Origin of the sequence: Lelliottia sp. SL45 (genome assembly GCF_026672535.1) — a bacterium.
GTDB classification, from domain to species: domain Bacteria; phylum Pseudomonadota; class Gammaproteobacteria; order Enterobacterales; family Enterobacteriaceae; genus Enterobacter; species Enterobacter nimipressuralis.
This window is the reverse complement of the sequence record NZ_JAPPRH010000003.1, coordinates 2915121-2933403: the sequence shown is the minus strand read 5'-3', so window position 1 is coordinate 2933403 and position 18283 is coordinate 2915121. Positions and strand designations below refer to the sequence as shown.

Annotated in this window: 17 protein-coding genes and 1 tRNA gene; 13 read left to right on the top strand and 5 right to left on the bottom strand. The window is 56.2% G+C overall.

Annotated elements, in window-relative coordinates:
* Positions 1-10: 10 nt before the first annotated feature.
* The gene (gene gloB / locus OVA10_RS20305) at positions 11-766 is read right to left on the bottom strand and encodes a hydroxyacylglutathione hydrolase (protein WP_231276401.1); all 756 of its coding nucleotides are present in this window, start codon (positions 764-766) and stop codon (positions 11-13) included.
* 32 nt (positions 767-798) lie between these two features.
* On the opposite strand from gloB, the gene OVA10_RS20300 reads away from it, so the two are divergent.
* A complete protein-coding gene (locus tag OVA10_RS20300; protein ID WP_123430015.1) occupies positions 799-1515 on the top strand; it encodes a class I SAM-dependent methyltransferase in 717 nt (238 codons plus the stop codon).
* Here the strand turns inward: OVA10_RS20300 and rnhA are convergent, their stop codons facing one another.
* Positions 1516-2094 (bottom strand): ribonuclease HI, encoded by a 579-nt coding sequence (gene rnhA, locus OVA10_RS20295; RefSeq protein WP_164971799.1) that lies wholly within the window; start codon positions 2092-2094, stop codon positions 1516-1518.
* On the opposite strand from rnhA, the gene dnaQ reads away from it, so the two are divergent.
* From dnaQ to OVA10_RS20250, 9 genes are all read left to right on the top strand, one after another.
* Positions 2048-2776: a DNA polymerase III subunit epsilon gene (gene dnaQ, locus OVA10_RS20290; protein ID WP_164971798.1), complete on the top strand. Its 729-nt coding sequence runs from the start codon at positions 2048-2050 to the stop codon at positions 2774-2776. The genes rnhA and dnaQ overlap by 47 nt on opposite strands.
* 130 nt (positions 2777-2906) lie before the next feature.
* Positions 2907-2983 (top strand) — tRNA-Asp (locus tag OVA10_RS20285).
* A 381-nt stretch (positions 2984-3364) separates the two neighbouring features.
* Positions 3365-4084, top strand: a complete 720-nt coding sequence (locus tag OVA10_RS20280; protein ID WP_100777521.1) for a FadR/GntR family transcriptional regulator — start codon at positions 3365-3367, stop codon at positions 4082-4084.
* A complete protein-coding gene (locus tag OVA10_RS20275; RefSeq protein ID WP_268196699.1) occupies positions 4081-5094 on the top strand; it encodes an ABC transporter ATP-binding protein in 1014 nt (337 codons plus the stop codon). The genes OVA10_RS20280 and OVA10_RS20275 overlap by 4 nt, the downstream gene beginning before the upstream one ends.
* On the top strand, positions 5091-6173 hold the full coding sequence (locus OVA10_RS20270) for an ABC transporter ATP-binding protein (protein ID WP_268196698.1): 1083 nt from the start codon (positions 5091-5093) through the stop codon (positions 6171-6173). The genes OVA10_RS20275 and OVA10_RS20270 overlap by 4 nt, the downstream gene beginning before the upstream one ends.
* A gap of 2 nt (positions 6174-6175) precedes the next feature.
* Positions 6176-7690, top strand: coding sequence for an ABC transporter substrate-binding protein (locus tag OVA10_RS20265; protein WP_268196697.1), 1515 nt, complete (start codon positions 6176-6178; stop codon positions 7688-7690).
* Positions 7691-7711: 21 nt separating this feature from the next.
* Positions 7712-8653 (top strand): ABC transporter permease, encoded by a 942-nt coding sequence (locus OVA10_RS20260; RefSeq protein ID WP_095280881.1) that lies wholly within the window; start codon positions 7712-7714, stop codon positions 8651-8653.
* A gap of 2 nt (positions 8654-8655) precedes the next feature.
* Positions 8656-9531 carry an ABC transporter permease gene (locus tag OVA10_RS20255; RefSeq protein ID WP_100777517.1) on the top strand — a complete coding sequence of 292 codons (876 nt, stop codon included), beginning with the start codon at positions 8656-8658 and terminating at the stop codon, positions 9529-9531.
* A 9-nt stretch (positions 9532-9540) separates the two neighbouring features.
* Positions 9541-11142, top strand: coding sequence for a gamma-glutamyltransferase family protein (locus tag OVA10_RS20250; RefSeq protein ID WP_268196918.1), 1602 nt, complete (start codon positions 9541-9543; stop codon positions 11140-11142).
* Positions 11143-11198: 56 nt separating this feature from the next.
* On the opposite strand, the gene OVA10_RS20245 is transcribed toward OVA10_RS20250, so the two are convergent.
* Together OVA10_RS20245 and fadE are read right to left on the bottom strand one after the other, a co-directional pair.
* Entirely contained in the window at positions 11199-11969 is a 771-nt protein-coding gene (locus OVA10_RS20245; protein ID WP_107704208.1) for an amidohydrolase, read from the bottom strand.
* A 108-nt stretch (positions 11970-12077) separates the two neighbouring features.
* Complete coding sequence (gene fadE / locus OVA10_RS20240; protein ID WP_100777515.1) at positions 12078-14522, bottom strand: acyl-CoA dehydrogenase FadE; 2445 nt, start codon at positions 14520-14522, stop codon at positions 12078-12080.
* A gap of 318 nt (positions 14523-14840) precedes the next feature.
* Here fadE and lpcA point away from each other — a divergent pair, with 318 nt between their 5' ends.
* Positions 14841-15419: a D-sedoheptulose 7-phosphate isomerase gene (gene lpcA / locus OVA10_RS20235; protein WP_100777514.1), complete on the top strand. Its 579-nt coding sequence runs from the start codon at positions 14841-14843 to the stop codon at positions 15417-15419.
* A 46-nt stretch (positions 15420-15465) separates the two neighbouring features.
* Positions 15466-16233: a class II glutamine amidotransferase gene (locus OVA10_RS20230; RefSeq protein WP_100777513.1), complete on the top strand. Its 768-nt coding sequence runs from the start codon at positions 15466-15468 to the stop codon at positions 16231-16233.
* On the opposite strand, the gene dpaA is transcribed toward OVA10_RS20230, so the two are convergent.
* The gene (gene dpaA, locus OVA10_RS20225; RefSeq protein WP_100777512.1) at positions 16204-16944 is read right to left on the bottom strand and encodes a peptidoglycan meso-diaminopimelic acid protein amidase; all 741 of its coding nucleotides are present in this window, start codon (positions 16942-16944) and stop codon (positions 16204-16206) included. The genes OVA10_RS20230 and dpaA overlap by 30 nt on opposite strands.
* 276 nt (positions 16945-17220) lie before the next feature.
* On the opposite strand from dpaA, the gene dinB reads away from it, so the two are divergent.
* On the top strand, positions 17221-18279 hold the full coding sequence (gene dinB / locus OVA10_RS20220) for a DNA polymerase IV (protein WP_181827372.1): 1059 nt from the start codon (positions 17221-17223) through the stop codon (positions 18277-18279).
* Positions 18280-18283: the final 4 nt, after the last annotated feature.

Genomic DNA, 18283 nt, shown 5'->3' with positions numbered 1-18283 from the left:
CCCGCAATTGTCAGAAGTCATCTTTCTTTGACCGTAACCATGCAAAACGCTCTTCAGGTTGTTGCAAATTTGTTTCTTGGTTAATTTTGTTAATTAAATCAATATCATCGGTTCTCAAAAATAAATTTATTTTGCGCTCATTTTTCAGAATTACGGGCAGTGTATTTTGTTTTTTTACCCGTAACTCATTCACTTTGTGGTAATAATCCTGAATCGCAGGATCGTCAGGCAAGATGCTCAATGCAAACTTCATATTTGCTAATGTATATTCGTGGGCGCAGCAAACGAGGGTATCATCCGGGAGAGCGTTTATCCTCTGGAATGATTGGTACATCTGGGTTGGTGTCCCTTCGAACAATCTTCCGCACCCGCCGGAGAACATCGTGTCACCGCAGAAAAGATAAGGAAAACTGAAGAAAGAAATGTGTCCGGAAGTGTGACCGGGTGTAGCAAATACAGAAAAATCGTATCCCAGTATGAGGATTTTTTCGCCATCTTCGACTACCCGAGTCGTGCCCTTATCTTGTGTCTCCTGCGGACCATAAACCACTAAATGGGGAAATTTCGCCCGCAAAGCAGGGACACCGCCGACATGATCGTGATGATGGTGAGTCAGCAAAATGGCCTCTGGCTGCCAGCCGTTTTCCTCAATGGCCTGCAATACCGGTGCCGCATCGCCTGGATCGACAATAATGCAACGCTTATCATCGCCGACTAAAACCCAGATGTAGTTGTCCTGAAACGCGGGAATGCTGATAAGATTCATAAATTACCTCTCATTACGTAACGGGTGTGTTGATGAAGCCGGCAAGGATACCTCAGATTGTCTCAGCACCAGAGAACTGGTCCCAGTTGCGGTGGGGTGAATACTATCGCGAGGCGCTTGAGCGTCAGCTCAATCCCTGGTTTGCAAAAATGTATGGTTTTCATCTGCTTAAGATTGGCAATTTGAGCGCGGAAATCAACTCCGAAAGCTGCGCCATCTCCCATCAGGTGAATGTCTCTCTTAACGGTCACCCCCTTCAGGTTAAAGCCGATCCGCTCCATTTGCCATTCGCCGAGAAATCCGTCGACGCCTGCCTGATGGCCCACACGCTCCCCTGGTGCAGCGACCCGCACCGTTTACTGCGTGAAGCCGACCGCGTGCTAATCGATGACGGCTGGCTGGTCCTCAGCGGTTTCAATCCGATGAGCCTGATGGGATTGCGCAAGCTGGTGCCCGTTTTGCGCCGCACGCCGCCCTATAACAGCCGCATGTTTACCTTTACACGTCAGCTCGACTGGCTGTCATTGCTCAATTTTGAAGTGATGTACTACAGCGGCTTCCAGGTTTTACCCTGGGCGGGGAAGGGCGGTAAAATGCTGACAACCCATCTGCCAGCACTTGGCTGCATGCAGCTCATCGTGGCGCGTAAGCGAACGGTTCCACTTACGCTGAACCCGATGAAGCAGAGCAAATCAAAAGCACAAATCCGTCAGACCGTCGGGGCGACGCGACAGTACCGAAAACCCTGATCAGGATTCCGGCTGATAGCCCACGTCATCGTGGATCGGATTCATCGCCGCTTCGCGCGCCAGAACGTCGCAACGTTCGTTTTCCGGATGCCCCGCATGCCCTTTGACCCATTCCCACTTAATGGTGTGATGGCTCAGTGCCGCGTCCAGACGCTTCCAGAGATCGACATTCTTGACCGGTTTCTTATCGGCCGTTTTCCAGCCACGCTTTTTCCAGTTATGGATCCACTGTGTAATCCCCTGACGCACATACTGGCTGTCGGTACTGATAACCACATCGCAATCTTCTTTTAATGCTTCCAGTGCGACGATCGCGGCCATCAACTCCATACGGTTATTGGTGGTCAGACGAAAACCTTCATTAAAGGTCTTCTCATGCTCACGGTACCGCAAAATGGCGCCGTAGCCGCCCGGTCCTGGATTCCCGAGGCAAGATCCATCGGTGAAAATTTCTACCTGCTTAATCATCTCTGGTAGACTTCCTGTATTTGAAACGATCAGTAAAACGACGAGTCTGACATAAATGACCGATATGAGCACTGCAATTACACGACAGATCGTCCTCGATACCGAAACCACCGGTATGAACCAGATTGGCGCACATTACGAAGGCCATAAGATCATTGAGATCGGTGCCGTCGAAGTGGTGAACCGTCGTCTCACCGGCAACAACTTCCACGTGTACCTGAAGCCCGACCGTCTGGTGGACCCGGAAGCGTTCGGCGTTCACGGAATTGCCGATGAGTTTCTGCTGGATAAACCGACCTTCGCCGACGTTGCCGATGAGTTTATGGACTACATCCGCGGGGCTGAGCTCGTCATTCATAACGCTTCGTTCGATATCGGCTTTATGGACTATGAGTTCAGCAAGCTCAACCGCAATATCCCAAAAACCAATACCTTCTGCAAAGTCACCGACAGCCTGGCGCTGGCGAGGAAGATGTTTCCGGGCAAGCGTAACAGCCTCGATGCCCTCTGCTCGCGCTACGAAATAGATAACACCAAGCGTACGCTTCACGGCGCACTGCTCGATGCCCAGATTCTGGCGGATGTCTATCTGACCATGACGGGCGGTCAGACTTCGATGGCGTTTAGCACCGAAAACGACTCCCGTCAGGCGGGTGACACCGGAATTCAGCGCGTGGTGCGTCAGGCGAGCCGTCTGCGGGTGATTTTAGCCAGTGACGAGGAGATCGCCGCCCATGAATCGCGTCTCGATATCGTGCAAAAGAAGGGCGGCAGCTGCCTCTGGCGCGCATAACAGATGCCGTTATGCTGTTAAAAGCACCGTGTGGGCGAATTTTGCAGCAACTGATTCAAAAGTTGAGAAAAAGCGTTGACGGGATCAGAACCAAACCGTAATATTCGCCTCGTTCCCAAGGGAACAATGCGGAGCGGTAGTTCAGTCGGTTAGAATACCTGCCTGTCACGCAGGGGGTCGCGGGTTCGAGTCCCGTCCGTTCCGCCACATTAGAAAGCCTGAATCAGAAATGATTCAGGCTTTCGTCATTTCAGGGCCTTATCTTTCTTATCTCCTCTCTGATGTTAGTTAACAAAAAGTTAATATCAGCAGTGCAATTTATTAACAATTGTTCGATATTGGTGCGATGGTTGCACTTTTAGTGTGCAATTTCGTCTCATCCCTTCGCTCCAAACGTTTCCTCTTGTAACAATCCTGTAAAAATAAGTCTCAAATAATCATTAGCTTACTTACGGTTTTCCAGAAAGTTCCTGAACCAATGAGTTATTGGTTCATTAATTGCTTAACTCTATGTGCAATAAGACGTTATCTATATCAATAACTTATTGTTAATAAAAATAAAGCAATGATGAGAGCAGGCGAACCAATATGGAAAAATCGTCACGGTTTCTGGCTAATTCCAGCACCGCACTTGAGCAGTTGCGCGGTCTGATCAACCAGCACGAGTCAACACCAGGCATTCCGCTGCCCACCGAACGTGAGCTGTCGGAAACACTCGGCGTAGGGCGACGCGAAGTTCGTCGTGCGCTGGACGTGCTGGAAGAAGAGGGACGCATCTGGCGCAAGCAGGGCAAAGGCACTTTCATTGGCCCTGCCGCACCGGTTGAACCTCTTGCGCTTCAGGGGCTGGTGCAGCAAACCAATCTGCTGGAAGTGATGGAAGCCCGCCTGCAGCTCGAACCCGGCTTAGCCCGTCTTGCGGCACTGCGTGCCACCAGGGAAAACCTCGCGCTGATGCAGCGCATGCTGGAACGCATCGACAAGGTCAGCCCGGATGACCGCGATCTTAACGAACTGTGGGACAGCGCCTTTCACCGCGCCATTGCTGAGGCTGCGGGTAATCGCCTGATGCTGGGGTTATTCGATGCTATTGATGCAGTCCGGCGCGAGCCTAGCTGGCAGCACCTGCGTGAGCTGGCGCGTACGCCGGAGCGCGTCGACAGCTACAACGATCACCACCACAAAATCATGACGGCGATTATCCACCGCCAGCCCAATGAAGCAGCCGCCGCGATGCGCGAACACCTGCTCACCCTGCAAACTGCCCTGATTCAGGCCATCAACCTTGAGGATGATTCCCTGTTATGACGACGATCCCTTTTAAGGAGGCAGCGCCGGTCCTTCGCCTGCACAATCTCAATGTGAAATTCGCTGGATCGCCGGTCAGCGTGCTCGACGGCATCTCTCTGACCGTGAAATCCGGTGAAACGCTGGCGCTGGTGGGGGAGTCCGGTTGCGGAAAAAGTATCACGTCGCTGGCGCTGATGGGGCTGCTGCCTGCCAGTGCGCAAATTGTCAGCGGTGAAATGCAGTTCCGTCGCCACGACCTGCGCAAGCTCTCCCCGCGTGAATACGCCGATCTGCGCGGCAGTGAACTGGCGATGATCTTTCAGGAGCCGATGACCTCCCTCAACCCGGCTTTTACTCTCGGCGATCAGCTTAGCGAAGCGGTGATCCGCCACCAGAAAATGTCGAAATCCGACGCCATGAACGTGGCGCTGCAAATTCTGGAAAAGGTGCAGATCCCGGCGCCGGAAATGCGTCTTAAATCTTATCCCCATCAGCTTTCCGGCGGGATGCGCCAGCGTGTGATGATTGCGATGGCGCTCATTAACCACCCACGTCTGCTGATTGCCGACGAACCGACCACCGCGCTGGACGTAACAATCCAGGCGCAAATCCTGACGTTGCTGAATACCTTAAAAGCCGAAACCGGCACCGCCGTGCTGATGATCACCCACGATCTGGGTGTGGTGGCGGAAGTCGCGCAGCAGGTGGCGGTGATGTATGCCGGACAGGTCGTGGAGCAGGGCAGCGTCGAGAGTATTTTTGCCGATCCGCAGCACCCCTACACCATCGGTCTGATGGGGTCGATTCCGTCCCTCGGTGCGCGTAAAGGCCAGCTTTCGACCATCCCGGGCAGCGTGCCGTTGCCCGAATCGATGCCGAAGGGCTGCCGTTTCGCCACCCGTTGTCCGTTTGCCCAGACGCGCTGCCACGATGAAAAACCACAGCTTCACACCCTTGGAGTGGGCCATCAGGTGGCCTGTTTCCGTGTGCCCCTTGAGCAACACATTGCGCTGGGAGAAATCGCATGACTGCCCCGATCCTCGAAGCTCGCGATCTGAGCAAACTCTTCCCCGGCCCGAAAAAACTCTTTGCGCCGGCCCGTTTTGTCACCGCCGTCGACCGGGTTTCACTCGCCGTGATGCCGGGCGAAACGCTGGCCATTGTCGGTGAGTCGGGTTCCGGGAAATCCACCCTCGGTCGACTGCTGCTTCGCCTGCTGGCGGCCAGCGAAGGGCGCGTGTTCTATCAGGGCGAAGAGATTACCCACGCGTCGGGTTCGCGCCTGAACCAGCTTCGTCGTGAACTGCAAATCATCTTTCAGGACCCGTTCGCCTCGCTCAATCCGCGCATGACGGTTGAGCAGATCGTCGGTGAACCCCTGTGGCTGCACCAGAATATGAATAAAGCCGACCGCCAGTATCGCGTCGCGGAACTGCTGAAAACCGTCGGGCTGCCTGCCGCCTGGGCCGGACGCTATCCGCACGAGTTTTCCGGCGGACAGCGTCAGCGTATCGGCATCGCGCGCGCGTTAGCCTCCGGGCCAAAACTGCTGCTGGGCGATGAGCCGGTTTCCGCGCTGGATGTCTCCGTGCAGGCGCAGGTAGTGAACCTGCTCGAAAGCCTGAAACATCAGCTGGGGCTGACAATGGTGATTGTCGCTCACGGCCTTGCGGTCATTCGCCATATGAGCGACCGCGTGGCGGTGATGTATCTCGGCCAGATTGTTGAGCTGGCTACCGTCGATGAAATCTTTGACGCGCCGCTGCACCCGTACACGCAGGCGCTGATTGCCTCTGCGCCCCAGATGCAGCCGGGCATGGAGCGCGATGCGCCGCTGTTGCAGGGCGACTTACCGAATCCGGCGAATCCCCCTTCCGGGTGTCGGTTCCACACCCGCTGCCCGTATGTCACGGATGAATGCCGCCAGGTCGAACCCATCGCACAGGTTCTGGAGGGCGGGCGCCAGGTGGCCTGCCATCGCTGGCAGGAAATTAACCGCGATCGCAGTGTTATTCAGATAGCACCGCCATCCGCTGCCTTTTTGCGCCGCCGCGCGCTGTTTGAACATGCGGCATCACTCTCGTCTCTTCCAGCAAGGAACTCATGATAATGACAATGCGTAATTCTCTTTTGACCGTACTGGGAAGTGTTATGGTGTTGGGCGCAGCACTCCCTGCGCACTCGGAAAGCGTTCTGCGAATTGGTCTGGGCGCAGACCCGGATATGCTCGATCCTCATCTGGCGCGCACCTACTATGGCCGCTTCGTTTTTGCCTCTCTGTGCGACAGGCTGGTGGACGTGGATGAAAATCTGAAGGTCGTGCCGGGCCTGGCAAAAGACTGGTCCTGGAGCGACGACAACAAAACCCTGACTATGAATTTGCGTGAGGGGGTGACCTTCCACGATGGCGAAAAATTTGACGCTGAAGCGGCGAAATATAACCTCGAACGCGCCCTGACCTTAAAAGGCTCGCTGCGTAAAAGTGAAATCTCTTCTGTCGAATCGGTGGAAGTGAAAAGCCCGACCCAAATTGCCATTCACCTGAAAACGCCGGATGCCGCACTGCTGATGCAGTTGACCGACCGCGCAGGCGCGATGATGGCGCCGGAAGCGGCCAAAAAGCCGGATTTTGCCGCCCATCCTGTCTGCTCTGGCCCATACAAATTTGACAGCCGCGTCTCTCAGGACCGCATCGTTCTGAGCCGTTTCGACAACTACTGGAACAAAGACGCCTATCACTTCGACAAAATCATCTATCTGCCGATCCCGGATGCCTCGGTGCGTCTGGCAAACCTGCGCGCAGGTGACCTCGATCTGACAGAAGGTATCGCCGCCAGCGACGTGAAAACCGTCGAAGCCGACAGCAAACTGGCGTTGGCGAAAGTGACCGGTCTCGGTTATCAGGGGATCACTTTCAACATCAATAACGGCAAAGTTCCGGCCAACGATCCGTTCAAAGATGCGCGCGTCCGTGAAGCGTTCTCACTGGCCATCGACCGCGATGCGCTGAACCAGGTGGTGTTTGAAGGGTTGTATACCCCGGCAAACCAGGCGTTTTCGCCGGTCAGCCCTTACCACGTCAAGGTGCCGGTTCCGGCCCGCGATGTGGAAAAAGCGAAAGCCCTGCTAAAAGCGGCGGGCATTAACGGGCCGCTGAACGTCAATCTGCTGGTGCCAAACAACCCAACGTCACAGCAGGTGGGCCAGGTTCTGCAGGCGATGACGGCGGAAGCGGGCTTTAACCTGAATCTGCAAATGACGGAATTCGCCACGCTGCTCGATCGTCAGCAGAGCGGTGACTATCAGCTGAGCTTCTCCGGCTGGTCCGGTCGTCCGGATCCAGACGGCAGCATCTTTGGTTTCATCAACAGCAAAGGCAACCTCAACGATGGCCGATACAGCAACGCGCAGGTCGACGAGTGGCTGACCCAGGCGCGCCTGAGTACCGATCCCGCCGCCCGCCAGCCGCTGTACGACAAGGTCGTAAAACAGCTGCAAACGGACATGCCGATTGCTTATCTCTACTTTGAGCCGCGCATTTTTGGCCTGAATAAGAGCGTGCAGGGCTTCAAACCGTACCCGGACGGCATCGTGCGTCTGGCGGGCTTGTCGCTTGCTAAGTAACTGAGGGCGTGAGGAGAAACCATGCTGGAACTGATTTGCAAACGCCTGCTGCTGGCGATCCCGACCTTACTGCTGGTGAGCATGATGGTCTTCGGGCTGCAAAAACTGCTGCCCGGCGACCCGCTGATTGCGATGGCGGGCGAAGAGCGCGATCCGGCGGTGATTGCTCAGCTGCGCGCAGAACTGAATCTCGATGCGCCGCTGCCGGTGCAATATTTTGACTGGCTGACGCGTGCGCTGCAGGGCGATCTGGGGGTCTCTTTACGCACTCACGAGCCTGTGACGTCACTGATTGCCAGCAAACTGCCGGTCACGATGGAGCTGTCGCTGCTGGCGATGATCATTGCGCTGGTGTTCGGCATCAGCATGGGGATCCTCGCGGCGGTTAACAAAAACAGCTGGGTCGATCACAGTGCCAACTTTGTGGCGATCTCGGGGATCTCGATACCGCACTTTTGGCTGGGGATCCTGTTAATTCTGGTCTTCTCGGTCAATTTGCAGTGGCTGCCCGCCTCCGGCTATGTGCCGTTCAGCGAAGATCCGCTGCAAAACCTGCGCACGCTGCTGCTGCCTGCGTCAGTGCTCGGCACCGGCCTGGCGGCGACGCTGATGCGCCACACGCGCGCCTCGATGATCGCCGTGCTGAAGGCCGATTACATCCGTACCGCCCGGGCAAAGGGGCTGCTGCCGAAAGCGGTGATCCTCAAGCACGCGTTTCGCAACGCGCTGGTGCCGGTGATCACGCTCACCACGCTGCTGTTTGGTGAACTGCTGGGCGGCGCGGTGCTGACCGAGCAGGTCTTCACAATTCCAGGCTTTGGCAAAATGATCGTCGATTCGGTGTTTAACCGTGATTATGCGGTGGTGCAGGGCGTGGTGCTGATCGTGGCGATTGGCTTCCTGATGCTGAACCTGCTGGCTGACGTGCTCTACGTCCTCATCAACCCGAAAATGCGAGGTTAATCGTGGCTGAACTGACAACTCAAACCGTAGTACCTGCGTTGCCGCGCGCGCAGAATCGGGTGCTGAAGAAATTCCTCGCCAATAAAAGCGCCGTGATTGGCGCGGTGATTGTCGGCATCTTTGTGCTCATCGCCCTGATTGCCCCCTGGCTTGCGCCCTTTGATCCGGTCAAAGCCAACTTCCTGGCGGTGCGTAAGCCGCCGTCTGAGCTGTATTGGTTTGGCACCGATGAGCTGGGCCGCGACATTCTCTCGCGTATCGTCTGGGGCGCGCGAACGTCCCTGATGGCGGGCTGTATGTCGGTGGTCATTGCCGTGGTGATCGGGGTACCGCTCGGGCTGGTGGCCGGTTACTTCCAGGGGATCTGGGACGGCGTGATCTCACGCTTTATCGAAGCGCTGCTGGCATGCCCGTTCCTGATCATGGCGATCGCCCTGGGGGCGTTTTTAGGCCCAAGCCTGACGAACGCGATGATCGCCATCGGGCTGTCGGCCATGCCGATCTTTGCCCGTCTGACGCGCGGCCAGGTGATCGCCATTCGTAATGAAGAGTACATCGACGGCGCGAAGGCGATTGGCCTGCCGGATCGCTGGATCATCGTGAAATATGTGCTGCCCAATGTGATGTCACCAATTCTGGTGCAGGCCACGCTGGCGATTGCCTCCGCCATTATCGCCGAGGCCAGCCTGTCGTTTCTTGGCCTTGGTCAGCAGCCGCCGAATCCGTCCTGGGGCTCGATGCTCAACACGGCAAAAGGTTTTCTGGAACAGGCGCCATGGATGTCTGTTTTCCCTGGTATCGCCATTTTCCTGGCGGTACAGGGCTTTAATTTACTCGGTGACGGGCTGCGCGATGCGCTCGATCCGCGCCACGACTAAGGAGTCATGATGACCAAAGCGCTTGATTTTACGACCGGTTACGATTCACGACGCCCGCCAATGATGGGGCACAACGCGGTCGCCACTTCGCAGCCGCTGGCGGCGCAGGCCGGGATGCGGATGTTACAGCTTGGCGGTAACGCCGTTGATGCCGCCATTGCCACGGCAATGGCCCTGACTGTGGTTGAACCGACGGGCTGCGGCATTGGCAGCGACGCCTTTGCCATCGTCTGGGACGGCGAAAAGCTGCACGGTCTGAACGCGTCAGGCCGTTCGCCTGCCAGCTGGCATGCGGATCTGTACGCGGGCAAAACCGACGTGCCAGAGCTTGGCTGGGACGCGGTGACGGTGCCGGGCGCCGTCTCCGGCTGGGTAGCACTGGCCGAGCGTTTTGGCACGCTGCCGCTGACGACCCTGGCGCAACCGGCCATTGAGTACGCGCGTAACGGTTTCCCGGTGTCGCCGCTGATTGGTCACCTGTGGCAGCGCGGCTTTAACAAACTGAAAGATCAGCCGGGCTTTAGCGCCTGCTTTGCGCCAGAGGGCCGCGCGCCGCGCATCGGTGAGATATTCCGTAACCCGGCGCAGGCCAACTCTCTGGAGCTGATCGCCAAAACCAACGGCGAAGCCTTCTATCGCGGTGAGCTGGCGCAGAAAATCGCTGCCTTCGCCAAAGAGCACGGCGCGCATCTGACGGCAGACGATCTGGCGAATCATCGCGTCGACTGGGTGGAACTGCTGTCGCGCGATTTCGCCGGTGGATCGGTGCAGGAGCTGCCGCCAAACGGGCAGGGGATCGCCACGCTTATTGCGCTGGGGATTCTGGAGCAGTGCGGGATCGAAAAACATCATCCGGACTCTGTGCAATCTCTGCATCTGTCGATCGAGGCGATGAAGCTGGCGCTGGCGGATCTCGATCGCTACGTGGCCGACGAAGAGCACATGGAGTTTGCCGCGAAAGAGCTGCTAAGCGACCACTATCTGAAATCGCGCGCGGCGCTGATCGATCAGGATAACGCCTCTGATTTCACCTACGGCGCGCCGACGCAAAGCGGTACGGTTTACCTCTCTGCCGCCGATTCCAGCGGGATGATGATCTCCTTTATCCAGTCCAACTTTATGGGCTTTGGCTCAGGCGTCGTGGTGCCGGACACGGGCATTAGCCTGCAAAACCGCGGCTGCGGCTTTGTGCTGGATCCTAAACATCCTAATGCCCTGGCGGGCAGTAAGCGTCCGTTCCATACCATTATTCCAGGCTTCGCGATGGACGGGCAGGGTAAACCACTGATGTCGTTTGGCGTGATGGGCGGGCCAATGCAGGCGCAGGGGCACATGCAGATGGCGCTGCGTATTATGCTGCACGGGCAAAACCCCCAGGCGGCGATCGATGCGCCGCGCTGGCGCGTGGTGAAGGGCCGGGAAGTGATCGTTGAATCGCGCTTCGACCGTAATACCATTGCGGCGCTGCGCGAACGCGGGCATCAAATTACGGTGGAAGATCCGCTGCAGGATTATAACTTTGGCGGCGCGCAGGTGATTTACCGCATGCCGGAAGGGCACTACGTCGCCGCAACCGAAAGCCGCAAAGACGGGCAGGCGTTAGTGAGTTAACACGCCGCTATCAGCATGTGTAAGCCGGGTGAGGCGCTGCCGCACCCGGTTTTTTTTCATCCAATACTAAACGGATCCGCGTCCTGCCATGCCGGAAACTTCTCCCGGTACTCTTTCAGTGCCGTCAGCGAAAGCTCGGCGTCGATACGCGTCGCCTGATGCGGTTCGGCGGTGGCAATAATTTCCCCCTGCGGATTCACCACCCGGCTATCGCCGCGGTAGTGATGCCCGTTGCCATCGGTGCCTACGCGGTTACAGCCGACCACATACGCCTGATTCTCAATGGCGCGCGCCACTAACAGCGCTTGCCAGTGCAGCGAGCGCGGCGCAGGCCAGTTGGCGACGTACAGCGCCAGATCGTAATCATTACGGTTGCGTGACCAGACCGGGAAGCGCAGGTCGTAACAGACCAGCGGCAGAATGCGCCAGCCGCGCCACTCAAACACCACCCGCTCGTTACCCGCCTCGTAGTGATGATGCTCATCGGCCATGCGGAACAGGTGGCGTTTATCGTAAAAATGCAGCGTGCCGTCTGGCTCCACCAGCAGGAAGCGGTTCACCGGCCCGCGCTCGGTCTGCAGCGCGGCGCTCCCCGCGACGAGAGCGTTCGTCTGCCGGGCCTTGCTGTGCATCCACGCGACGACGTCATCCTGCGCCAGAGACTGCTTTGCCGCCTCCATGGCGAACCCGGTAGTGAACATCTCCGGCAGCACGATCACATCGCGTCCGGTGATCTCTTCGAGCTGACGATCAAAATGGCGCAGGTTGGCGGGACCGTCCATCCACACCAGGGGCTGTTGTAAAAGGGTAATCTTCAAACCAGGCACAATCATGACTCCTCGAAAGACGGCTTTTTGACACTGTAGCACGGGAAAAAGAGAAAATGTGGCAATAAAAAACCCCGCACGCGGCGGGGTTTGTGGAAGCGATGCGGGTTAGGCCGCTTCAGGTTTGCGGACCTTCTCCGGCAGCTTTACCGGCCGGGTCGCCAGCTCGTCGTGCTCGAAATCATCCACGTTAATGCTGCGCAGACGGCTCTCTTCCGCTTTCACCAATACTGCGGCTTCATTCTGATCGATGATGCCACCCGCCAGCGCCTGTTTAGCCAGTTCATCCAGGCGAGTAAACGGCAGGTTTTTGCCCAGCTGTTTACAGATTTTCTGGTGAACAGGATCGGCCGCCATCACGTCCAGCAGCGCCTCTTCCAGCAGACCAACCGGGTTGTGCTCGGTAGGCTTCAGGTACTGACCGCGACCGATACGGGAGCGGGTTGCACTTGGAACCTGCAGGATCTTCGCCACTTTGTGATCCAGAATATCGGACGGTGCCAGATGATGACGTCCGGTTGGGAAGATCACCACGCGCAGCGCGCCTGCCACAAAGCGGTTCGGGAAGTTTGCCAGCAGATCGTCAATCGCCTGCTCTGCCTGATAGAGCGCATCCTGCACGCCCCAGTGGACTAATGGCAGATCCGCTTCATGACGGCCTTCATCGTCGTAACGTTTCAGGACCGCAGAGGCAAGGAACACCTGGCTCAGGACATCGCCCAGACGCGCAGAGATACGCTCGCGACGCTTCAGGCTGCCGCCGAGGACTGCCATCGACACGTCTGACAGCAGCGCCAGGTTCGCGCTCAGGCGGTTTAGATGCTGGTAGTAACGTTTGGTCGCATCACCCGTTGGTGTTGCGCTGGTGAGACCGCGCGTCAGGCCCAGCCAGAAGCTACGCATTTTGTTGCTGCCGACATGGCCGATGTGTTTAAACAGCAGCTTGTCGAACGCATTCACGTCGTTGTTTTGCGCCGCAGCCATCTCTTCCAGTACATACGGATGGCAGCGAATCGCGCCCTGACCGAAGATCATCATGCTGCGGGTGAGGATGTTGGCGCCTTCCACGGTGATGGCAATCGGTGCGCCCTGATAGCCGCGCGCCAGGAAGTTGCCTTCGCCGAGCATAATGCCTTTACCGCCAGCAATATCCATCGCATCAATAATTGACTGCTGCGCACGATGGGTACAGTGATACTTGACGATAGCTGACAGCACAGCCGGTTTTTCGCCCAGCATGATGCCGTAGGTGATCAGCGACGCCGCCGCATCCATCACGTAAGCGTTACCCGCGATGCGCGCCAGTGGCTCTTCGATACCTTCCATCTTACCGATAGAAATTTTGAACTGACGGCGGATGTGGGCGTAAGCACCAATCCCCATCGCGACGGATTTCAGGCCACCGGTAGAGTTCGACGGCAGGGTGATACCGCGACCGACCGACAGACATTCCACCAGCATACGCCAGCCCTGTCCGGCCATTTTCGGACCGCCGATGATGTAATCAATCGGTACAAAGATATCTTCGCCACGGGTCGGACCGTTCTGGAACGGTACGTTCAGCGGGAAGTGACGACGACCAATTTCGACGCCAGGCGTAGAGGTTGGGATCAGCGCACAGGTGATGCCCAGATCTTCCTCGTCGCCCAACAGTCTGTCCGGGTCAGAGAGTTTGAACGCCAGGCCCAGTACGGTGGCAATCGGTGCCAGCGTAATGTAACGCTTGTTCCAGGTCAGGCGCATACCCAGCACCTGCTGGCCCTGCCACTCGCCCATGCAGACTACGCCGGTATCCGGGATAGCACCCGCATCAGAGCCAGCTTCCGGGCTGGTCAGCGCGAAGCAAGGGATTTCCTGACCACGCGCCAGACGCGGCAGATAGTGATCTTTTTGCTCTTCGGTGCCGTAATGCTGCAGCAGTTCGCCCGGGCCTAAGGAGTTTGGTACGCCGACGGTGATCGCCAGGATCCCTGACACACCCGCCAGTTTTTGCAGCACGCGAGCCTGAGCGTAAGCGGAGAACTCCAGGCCGCCGTACTCTTTCTTGATGATCATCGCGAAGAAGCGATGCTCTTTCAGATAGGCCCACAGTTCCGGAGGCAGATCGGCCATTTCATGGGTGATCTGGAAGTCGTTCGCCATGCGGCACGCTTCTTCTACCGGACCATCAATAAAGGCTTGTTCTTCTGCTGTCAGCCGTGGCTGCGGGTAGTTGTGCAGCTTCTTCCAGTCCGGGTTGCCCTGGAACAGATCGCCTTCCCACCAGGTGGTGCCCGCGTCGATGGCTTCTTTCTCCGTGCGTGACATCGGTGGCATCACTTTACGGAAGCCGCGGAACACCGGGGCGGAAATCATCGACTTACGCATCGAAGGCACGTTGAGCGGCAGCAGGATAATCGCCAGCGGCAGCACAACCCAGATATTCCACAGACCAGACAGGCCAAGCGCAGCCGTCCAGGCCAACAGAATCAGGCTACTCAGTAATAAACTGACGCGGTGATAGAACAACACACCGAGCAGAACAACGGTTGCGATAATGCTCAAAATCATCATAAAGAAAAGCTCCCTTGCTTGTAGGAGGTCTGACCACTTGTGATGATATGGTTGTAGTGGATGTTATTTCTTTTAGCAATGCATTCACAAAATAATTACAACCTGGTTCACATTGTTCAGGTTTTGACAGGCACGAATAATCAAAACGCCGAGGGATCTGCATCGCCATGGCCAGGAGCAGACTTAAGTCAGTGAGAGGGGGAGAGCAGGCACTGCCAGCGCAAAGACCACGTCAAGTATGACGGGTATAGCTTCTCGCTTTTCTCGCGATCCGGTACACTCCCTGTGTTATTTCATCAATACTGAAGGATTATCCTCATGTACCAGGATCTTATTCGTAACGAACTGAACGAAGCGGCGGAAACGCTGGCCAACTTTCTGAAAGATGAAGCCAATATTCACGCGATTCAGCGCGCGGCGGTTCTGCTGGCAGACAGTTTCAAAGCCGGCGGCAAAGTGCTCTCCTGCGGTAACGGCGGTTCACATTGCGATGCGATGCACTTCGCTGAAGAGCTGACCGGTCGCTACCGTGAAAACCGTCCGGGATACCCGGCGATCGCGATTTCTGACGTTAGCCACATCTCCTGCGTGGGTAACGACTTCGGTTACGATCATATTTTCTCGCGCTATGTTGAAGCGGTAGGGCGTGAAGGCGATGTGCTGCTGGGGATCTCCACGTCGGGTAATTCCGGCAACGTCATCAAAGCTATTGACGCTGCGCGTGAGAAGGGGATGAAAGTCATCACTCTGACCGGCAAAGATGGCGGTAAAATGGCAGGTTCGTCGGATATCGAAATCCGCGTGCCGCATTTTGGTTATGCTGATCGTATTCAGGAAATTCACATCAAAGTGATTCATATCCTGATCCAGCTGATCGAAAAAGAGATGGTTAAGTAAGACTTCGCTGGGGGCACTCTTGCCCCCGCTGTTGTGGAGGTGATGTATGTGCGAATTGCTCGGGATGAGCGCCAATGTGCCAACCGATATCTGCTTTAGTTTCACCGGGCTGGTGCAGCGCGGTGGAGGAACCGGGCCGCATAAAGACGGCTGGGGCATTACCTTCTACGAAGGCAAAGGCTGTCGCACGTTCAAAGATCCGCAACCCAGCTTCAACTCTCCTATTGCCCGACTGGTCCAGGATTATCCGATAAAATCCTGCTCGGTCATTGCCCATATTCGTCAGGCGAATCGGGGGGAAGTAGCGCTGGAAAATACCCATCCGTTTACCCGTGAACTGTGGGGCCGCAACTGGACTTACGCCCATAACGGGCAGCTGACCGGCTATAAATCGCTGGAAACGGGCAATTTCCGTCCGGTGGGTGAAACCGACAGTGAGAAAGCCTTTTGCTGGTTACTGCACAAGCTGACAGAGCGCTATCCGCGCACGCCGGGAAATATGGAAGCAGTGTTTAAATACATCGGCACGCTGGCCTGTGAGCTGCGTGAGAAGGGCGTGTTTAACATGCTGCTGTCAGATGGGCGCTATGTGATGGCGTTCTGCTCGACCAATCTTTTCTGGATCACGCGTCGCGCGCCCTTTGGTGTGGCAAAACTGCTGGATCAGGATGTGGAAATTGATTTTCAAACCGAGACCACACCCAACGATGTGGTCACGGTGATTGCCACTCAGCCCCTGACGGGCAATGAAACCTGGCAAAAGATTATGCCAGGCGAGTGGGCACTATTTTGTCTCGGGAACCGTGTAGTTTGACGCCAGCTGCGGGTGGACGACTTCATGACTCAGCGGTTTGCTGACAATGTATCGACCATCCGCGACCGAGACGGTCGGTGGCTTGTGCGTCTGCTGGAAGTAGTCGTAACCCGGTTTCAGCTGTTTCCAGAAATCCGCGTAGGTCGAATACTTGTGGCGCTGCATGTTGGCATCGGTCATGCGGAACGGATAGATGCTCACCTGCACGCCCGCCTGGCCGAAGACTAACGCGCCGGTCACAAACTGGAAAATCTCATCAATACCGCTGTCTGTCATGGCGTAGCAGCCGATAGACACACAGGCACCGTGAATCATCAGGTATTTACCTTCGTAACCATGGGCACGATCGTAGGCGTTCGGGAAACCGATATTGATGGCTTTATAGAAGCGGCTGTCGGGTTTGAGCTGATTGCGCTGAACGGTATAAAACCCTTCAGGACTTTTGAAATCACCCTGACGTTGTTTCGGACCTAATCCGCCGGAATAGTTACAGATTTTGTAGCTATCAAGCAGTTGATATGTCTCGCCCATTTTGACAAATAGATCGAGCGTGCGTTCTTCCTTGAAGATCTGAATATAAACCGGTGATCCCATTAATTGTTGTTTATATTCTTTGCTGACCGGGGTGGTTGAACTGTTGCTGCCAAGCAGCCCTGCGAACGAGACACACGGGATCAGAAGCATCGCAATGAACAATGCGATTTTACGCATACTACAAGTTCCTTGATAAAGCCAAACCAACTTGCCAGGACGGCAAAAGAGACCCGAAATCAGAATTTTCTGGATTAGGAGCGCTCACATTAGCATCGCTGCATTTTTTCGCAAGAGTGAACTAATGAGTTTACAAATTAGTTGGCATTTATAGCTTATCAGGCCGCGTTTGAAACCAGGAACTTTGCGTAATTGTGGAGGATGTGAAGACGCTGATACTTTTCAATTCTGAATTTTTCACTGTATACTTATCCAGTGAAAGGGTGAGGGTTAAGTATGCGCAAAATAATCCATGTCGATATGGACTGCTTTTTTGCCGCCGTCGAGATGCGTGATAATCCGGCGCTGCGGGATGTCCCCATCGCCATTGGCGGCAGCCGCGTTAAGCGTGGTGTGATCAGCACTGCCAACTATCCGGCGCGCAAATTTGGCGTGCGCAGCGCCATGCCCACGGCGATGGCACTCAAACTCTGCCCTCATCTCATTCTGTTGCCCGGCCGCTTTGATGCTTACAAAGAAGCCTCGGCCCATATCCGGGAAATCTTCTCCCGCTACACGTCGCTCATCGAACCCCTTTCTCTCGACGAAGCCTATCTCGACGTCACGGACAGTCTGCACTGCCACGGCTCCGCCACGCTGATGGCGCAGGAGATCCGCCAGACCATTTTTAAAGAGTTGAATTTAACGGCCTCCGCCGGGATTGCGCCGGTCAAATTCCTCGCCAAAATCGCCTCGGATCTGAATAAACCGGACGGGCAATATGTCATCACGCCTGATGAGGTCCCTGCCTTTTTGAAAACTCTGCCGCTGGGTAAAATCCCCGGCGTCGGCAAAGTCTCGGCCGCAAAGCTGGAAACGCTGGGGCTGCGCACCTGCGAAGACGTGCAGAACAGCGATCTGGCGATGCTGCTCAAACGCTTTGGCAAATTTGGCCGGGTGCTGTGGGAGCGTAGTCAGGGGATTGATGAGCGCAGCATTACCAGCGAGCGGCTGCGTAAATCGGTGGGAGTGGAGCGCACCCTTGCGGAAGATATCCACGAGTGGAGTGACTGCGAAACCATTATTAATGAGCAGCTCTACCCCGAGCTGGAGCGGCGTCTGGCAAAGGTGAAACCCGATCTGCTGATTGCCCGGCAGGGGGTGAAACTCAAGTTTAACGACTTCCAGCAAACAACCCAGGAGCATGTCTGGCCGCGACTCAATAAAGACGACCTGATCGCAACGGCGAAAAAAGCCTGGCAGGAGCGCCGTGGGGGAAGGGGAGTGCGGCTGGTGGGTTTGCACGTCACGCTGCTGGACCCGCAGCTGGAGCGACAGCTGGTGCTGGGGTTATAAAATG

Excerpts from the sequence above, each read along its gene's own strand:
- OVA10_RS20250 (WP_268196918.1), top strand. The coding sequence starts at position 9,541 with ATGACCAAAGCGCTTGATTTTACGACCGGTTACGATTCACGACGCCCG.
- lpcA (WP_100777514.1), top strand. The coding sequence starts at position 14,841 with ATGTACCAGGATCTTATTCGTAACGAACTGAACGAAGCGGCGGAAACG.
- OVA10_RS20265 (WP_268196697.1), top strand. The coding sequence starts at position 6,176 with ATGACAATGCGTAATTCTCTTTTGACCGTACTGGGAAGTGTTATGGTG.
- OVA10_RS20270 (WP_268196698.1), top strand. The coding sequence starts at position 5,091 with ATGACTGCCCCGATCCTCGAAGCTCGCGATCTGAGCAAACTCTTCCCC.
- dnaQ (WP_164971798.1), top strand. The coding sequence starts at position 2,048 with ATGAGCACTGCAATTACACGACAGATCGTCCTCGATACCGAAACCACC.
- dinB (WP_181827372.1), top strand. The coding sequence starts at position 17,221 with ATGCGCAAAATAATCCATGTCGATATGGACTGCTTTTTTGCCGCCGTC.
- OVA10_RS20260 (WP_095280881.1), top strand. The coding sequence starts at position 7,712 with ATGCTGGAACTGATTTGCAAACGCCTGCTGCTGGCGATCCCGACCTTA.
- OVA10_RS20300 (WP_123430015.1), top strand. The coding sequence starts at position 799 with ATGAAGCCGGCAAGGATACCTCAGATTGTCTCAGCACCAGAGAACTGG.
- OVA10_RS20275 (WP_268196699.1), top strand. The coding sequence starts at position 4,081 with ATGACGACGATCCCTTTTAAGGAGGCAGCGCCGGTCCTTCGCCTGCAC.
- gloB (WP_231276401.1), bottom strand. The coding sequence starts at position 766 with ATGAATCTTATCAGCATTCCCGCGTTTCAGGACAACTACATCTGGGTT.
- OVA10_RS20230 (WP_100777513.1), top strand. The coding sequence starts at position 15,466 with ATGTGCGAATTGCTCGGGATGAGCGCCAATGTGCCAACCGATATCTGC.
- fadE (WP_100777515.1), bottom strand. The coding sequence starts at position 14,522 with ATGATGATTTTGAGCATTATCGCAACCGTTGTTCTGCTCGGTGTGTTG.
- OVA10_RS20280 (WP_100777521.1), top strand. The coding sequence starts at position 3,365 with ATGGAAAAATCGTCACGGTTTCTGGCTAATTCCAGCACCGCACTTGAG.
- dpaA (WP_100777512.1), bottom strand. The coding sequence starts at position 16,944 with ATGCGTAAAATCGCATTGTTCATTGCGATGCTTCTGATCCCGTGTGTC.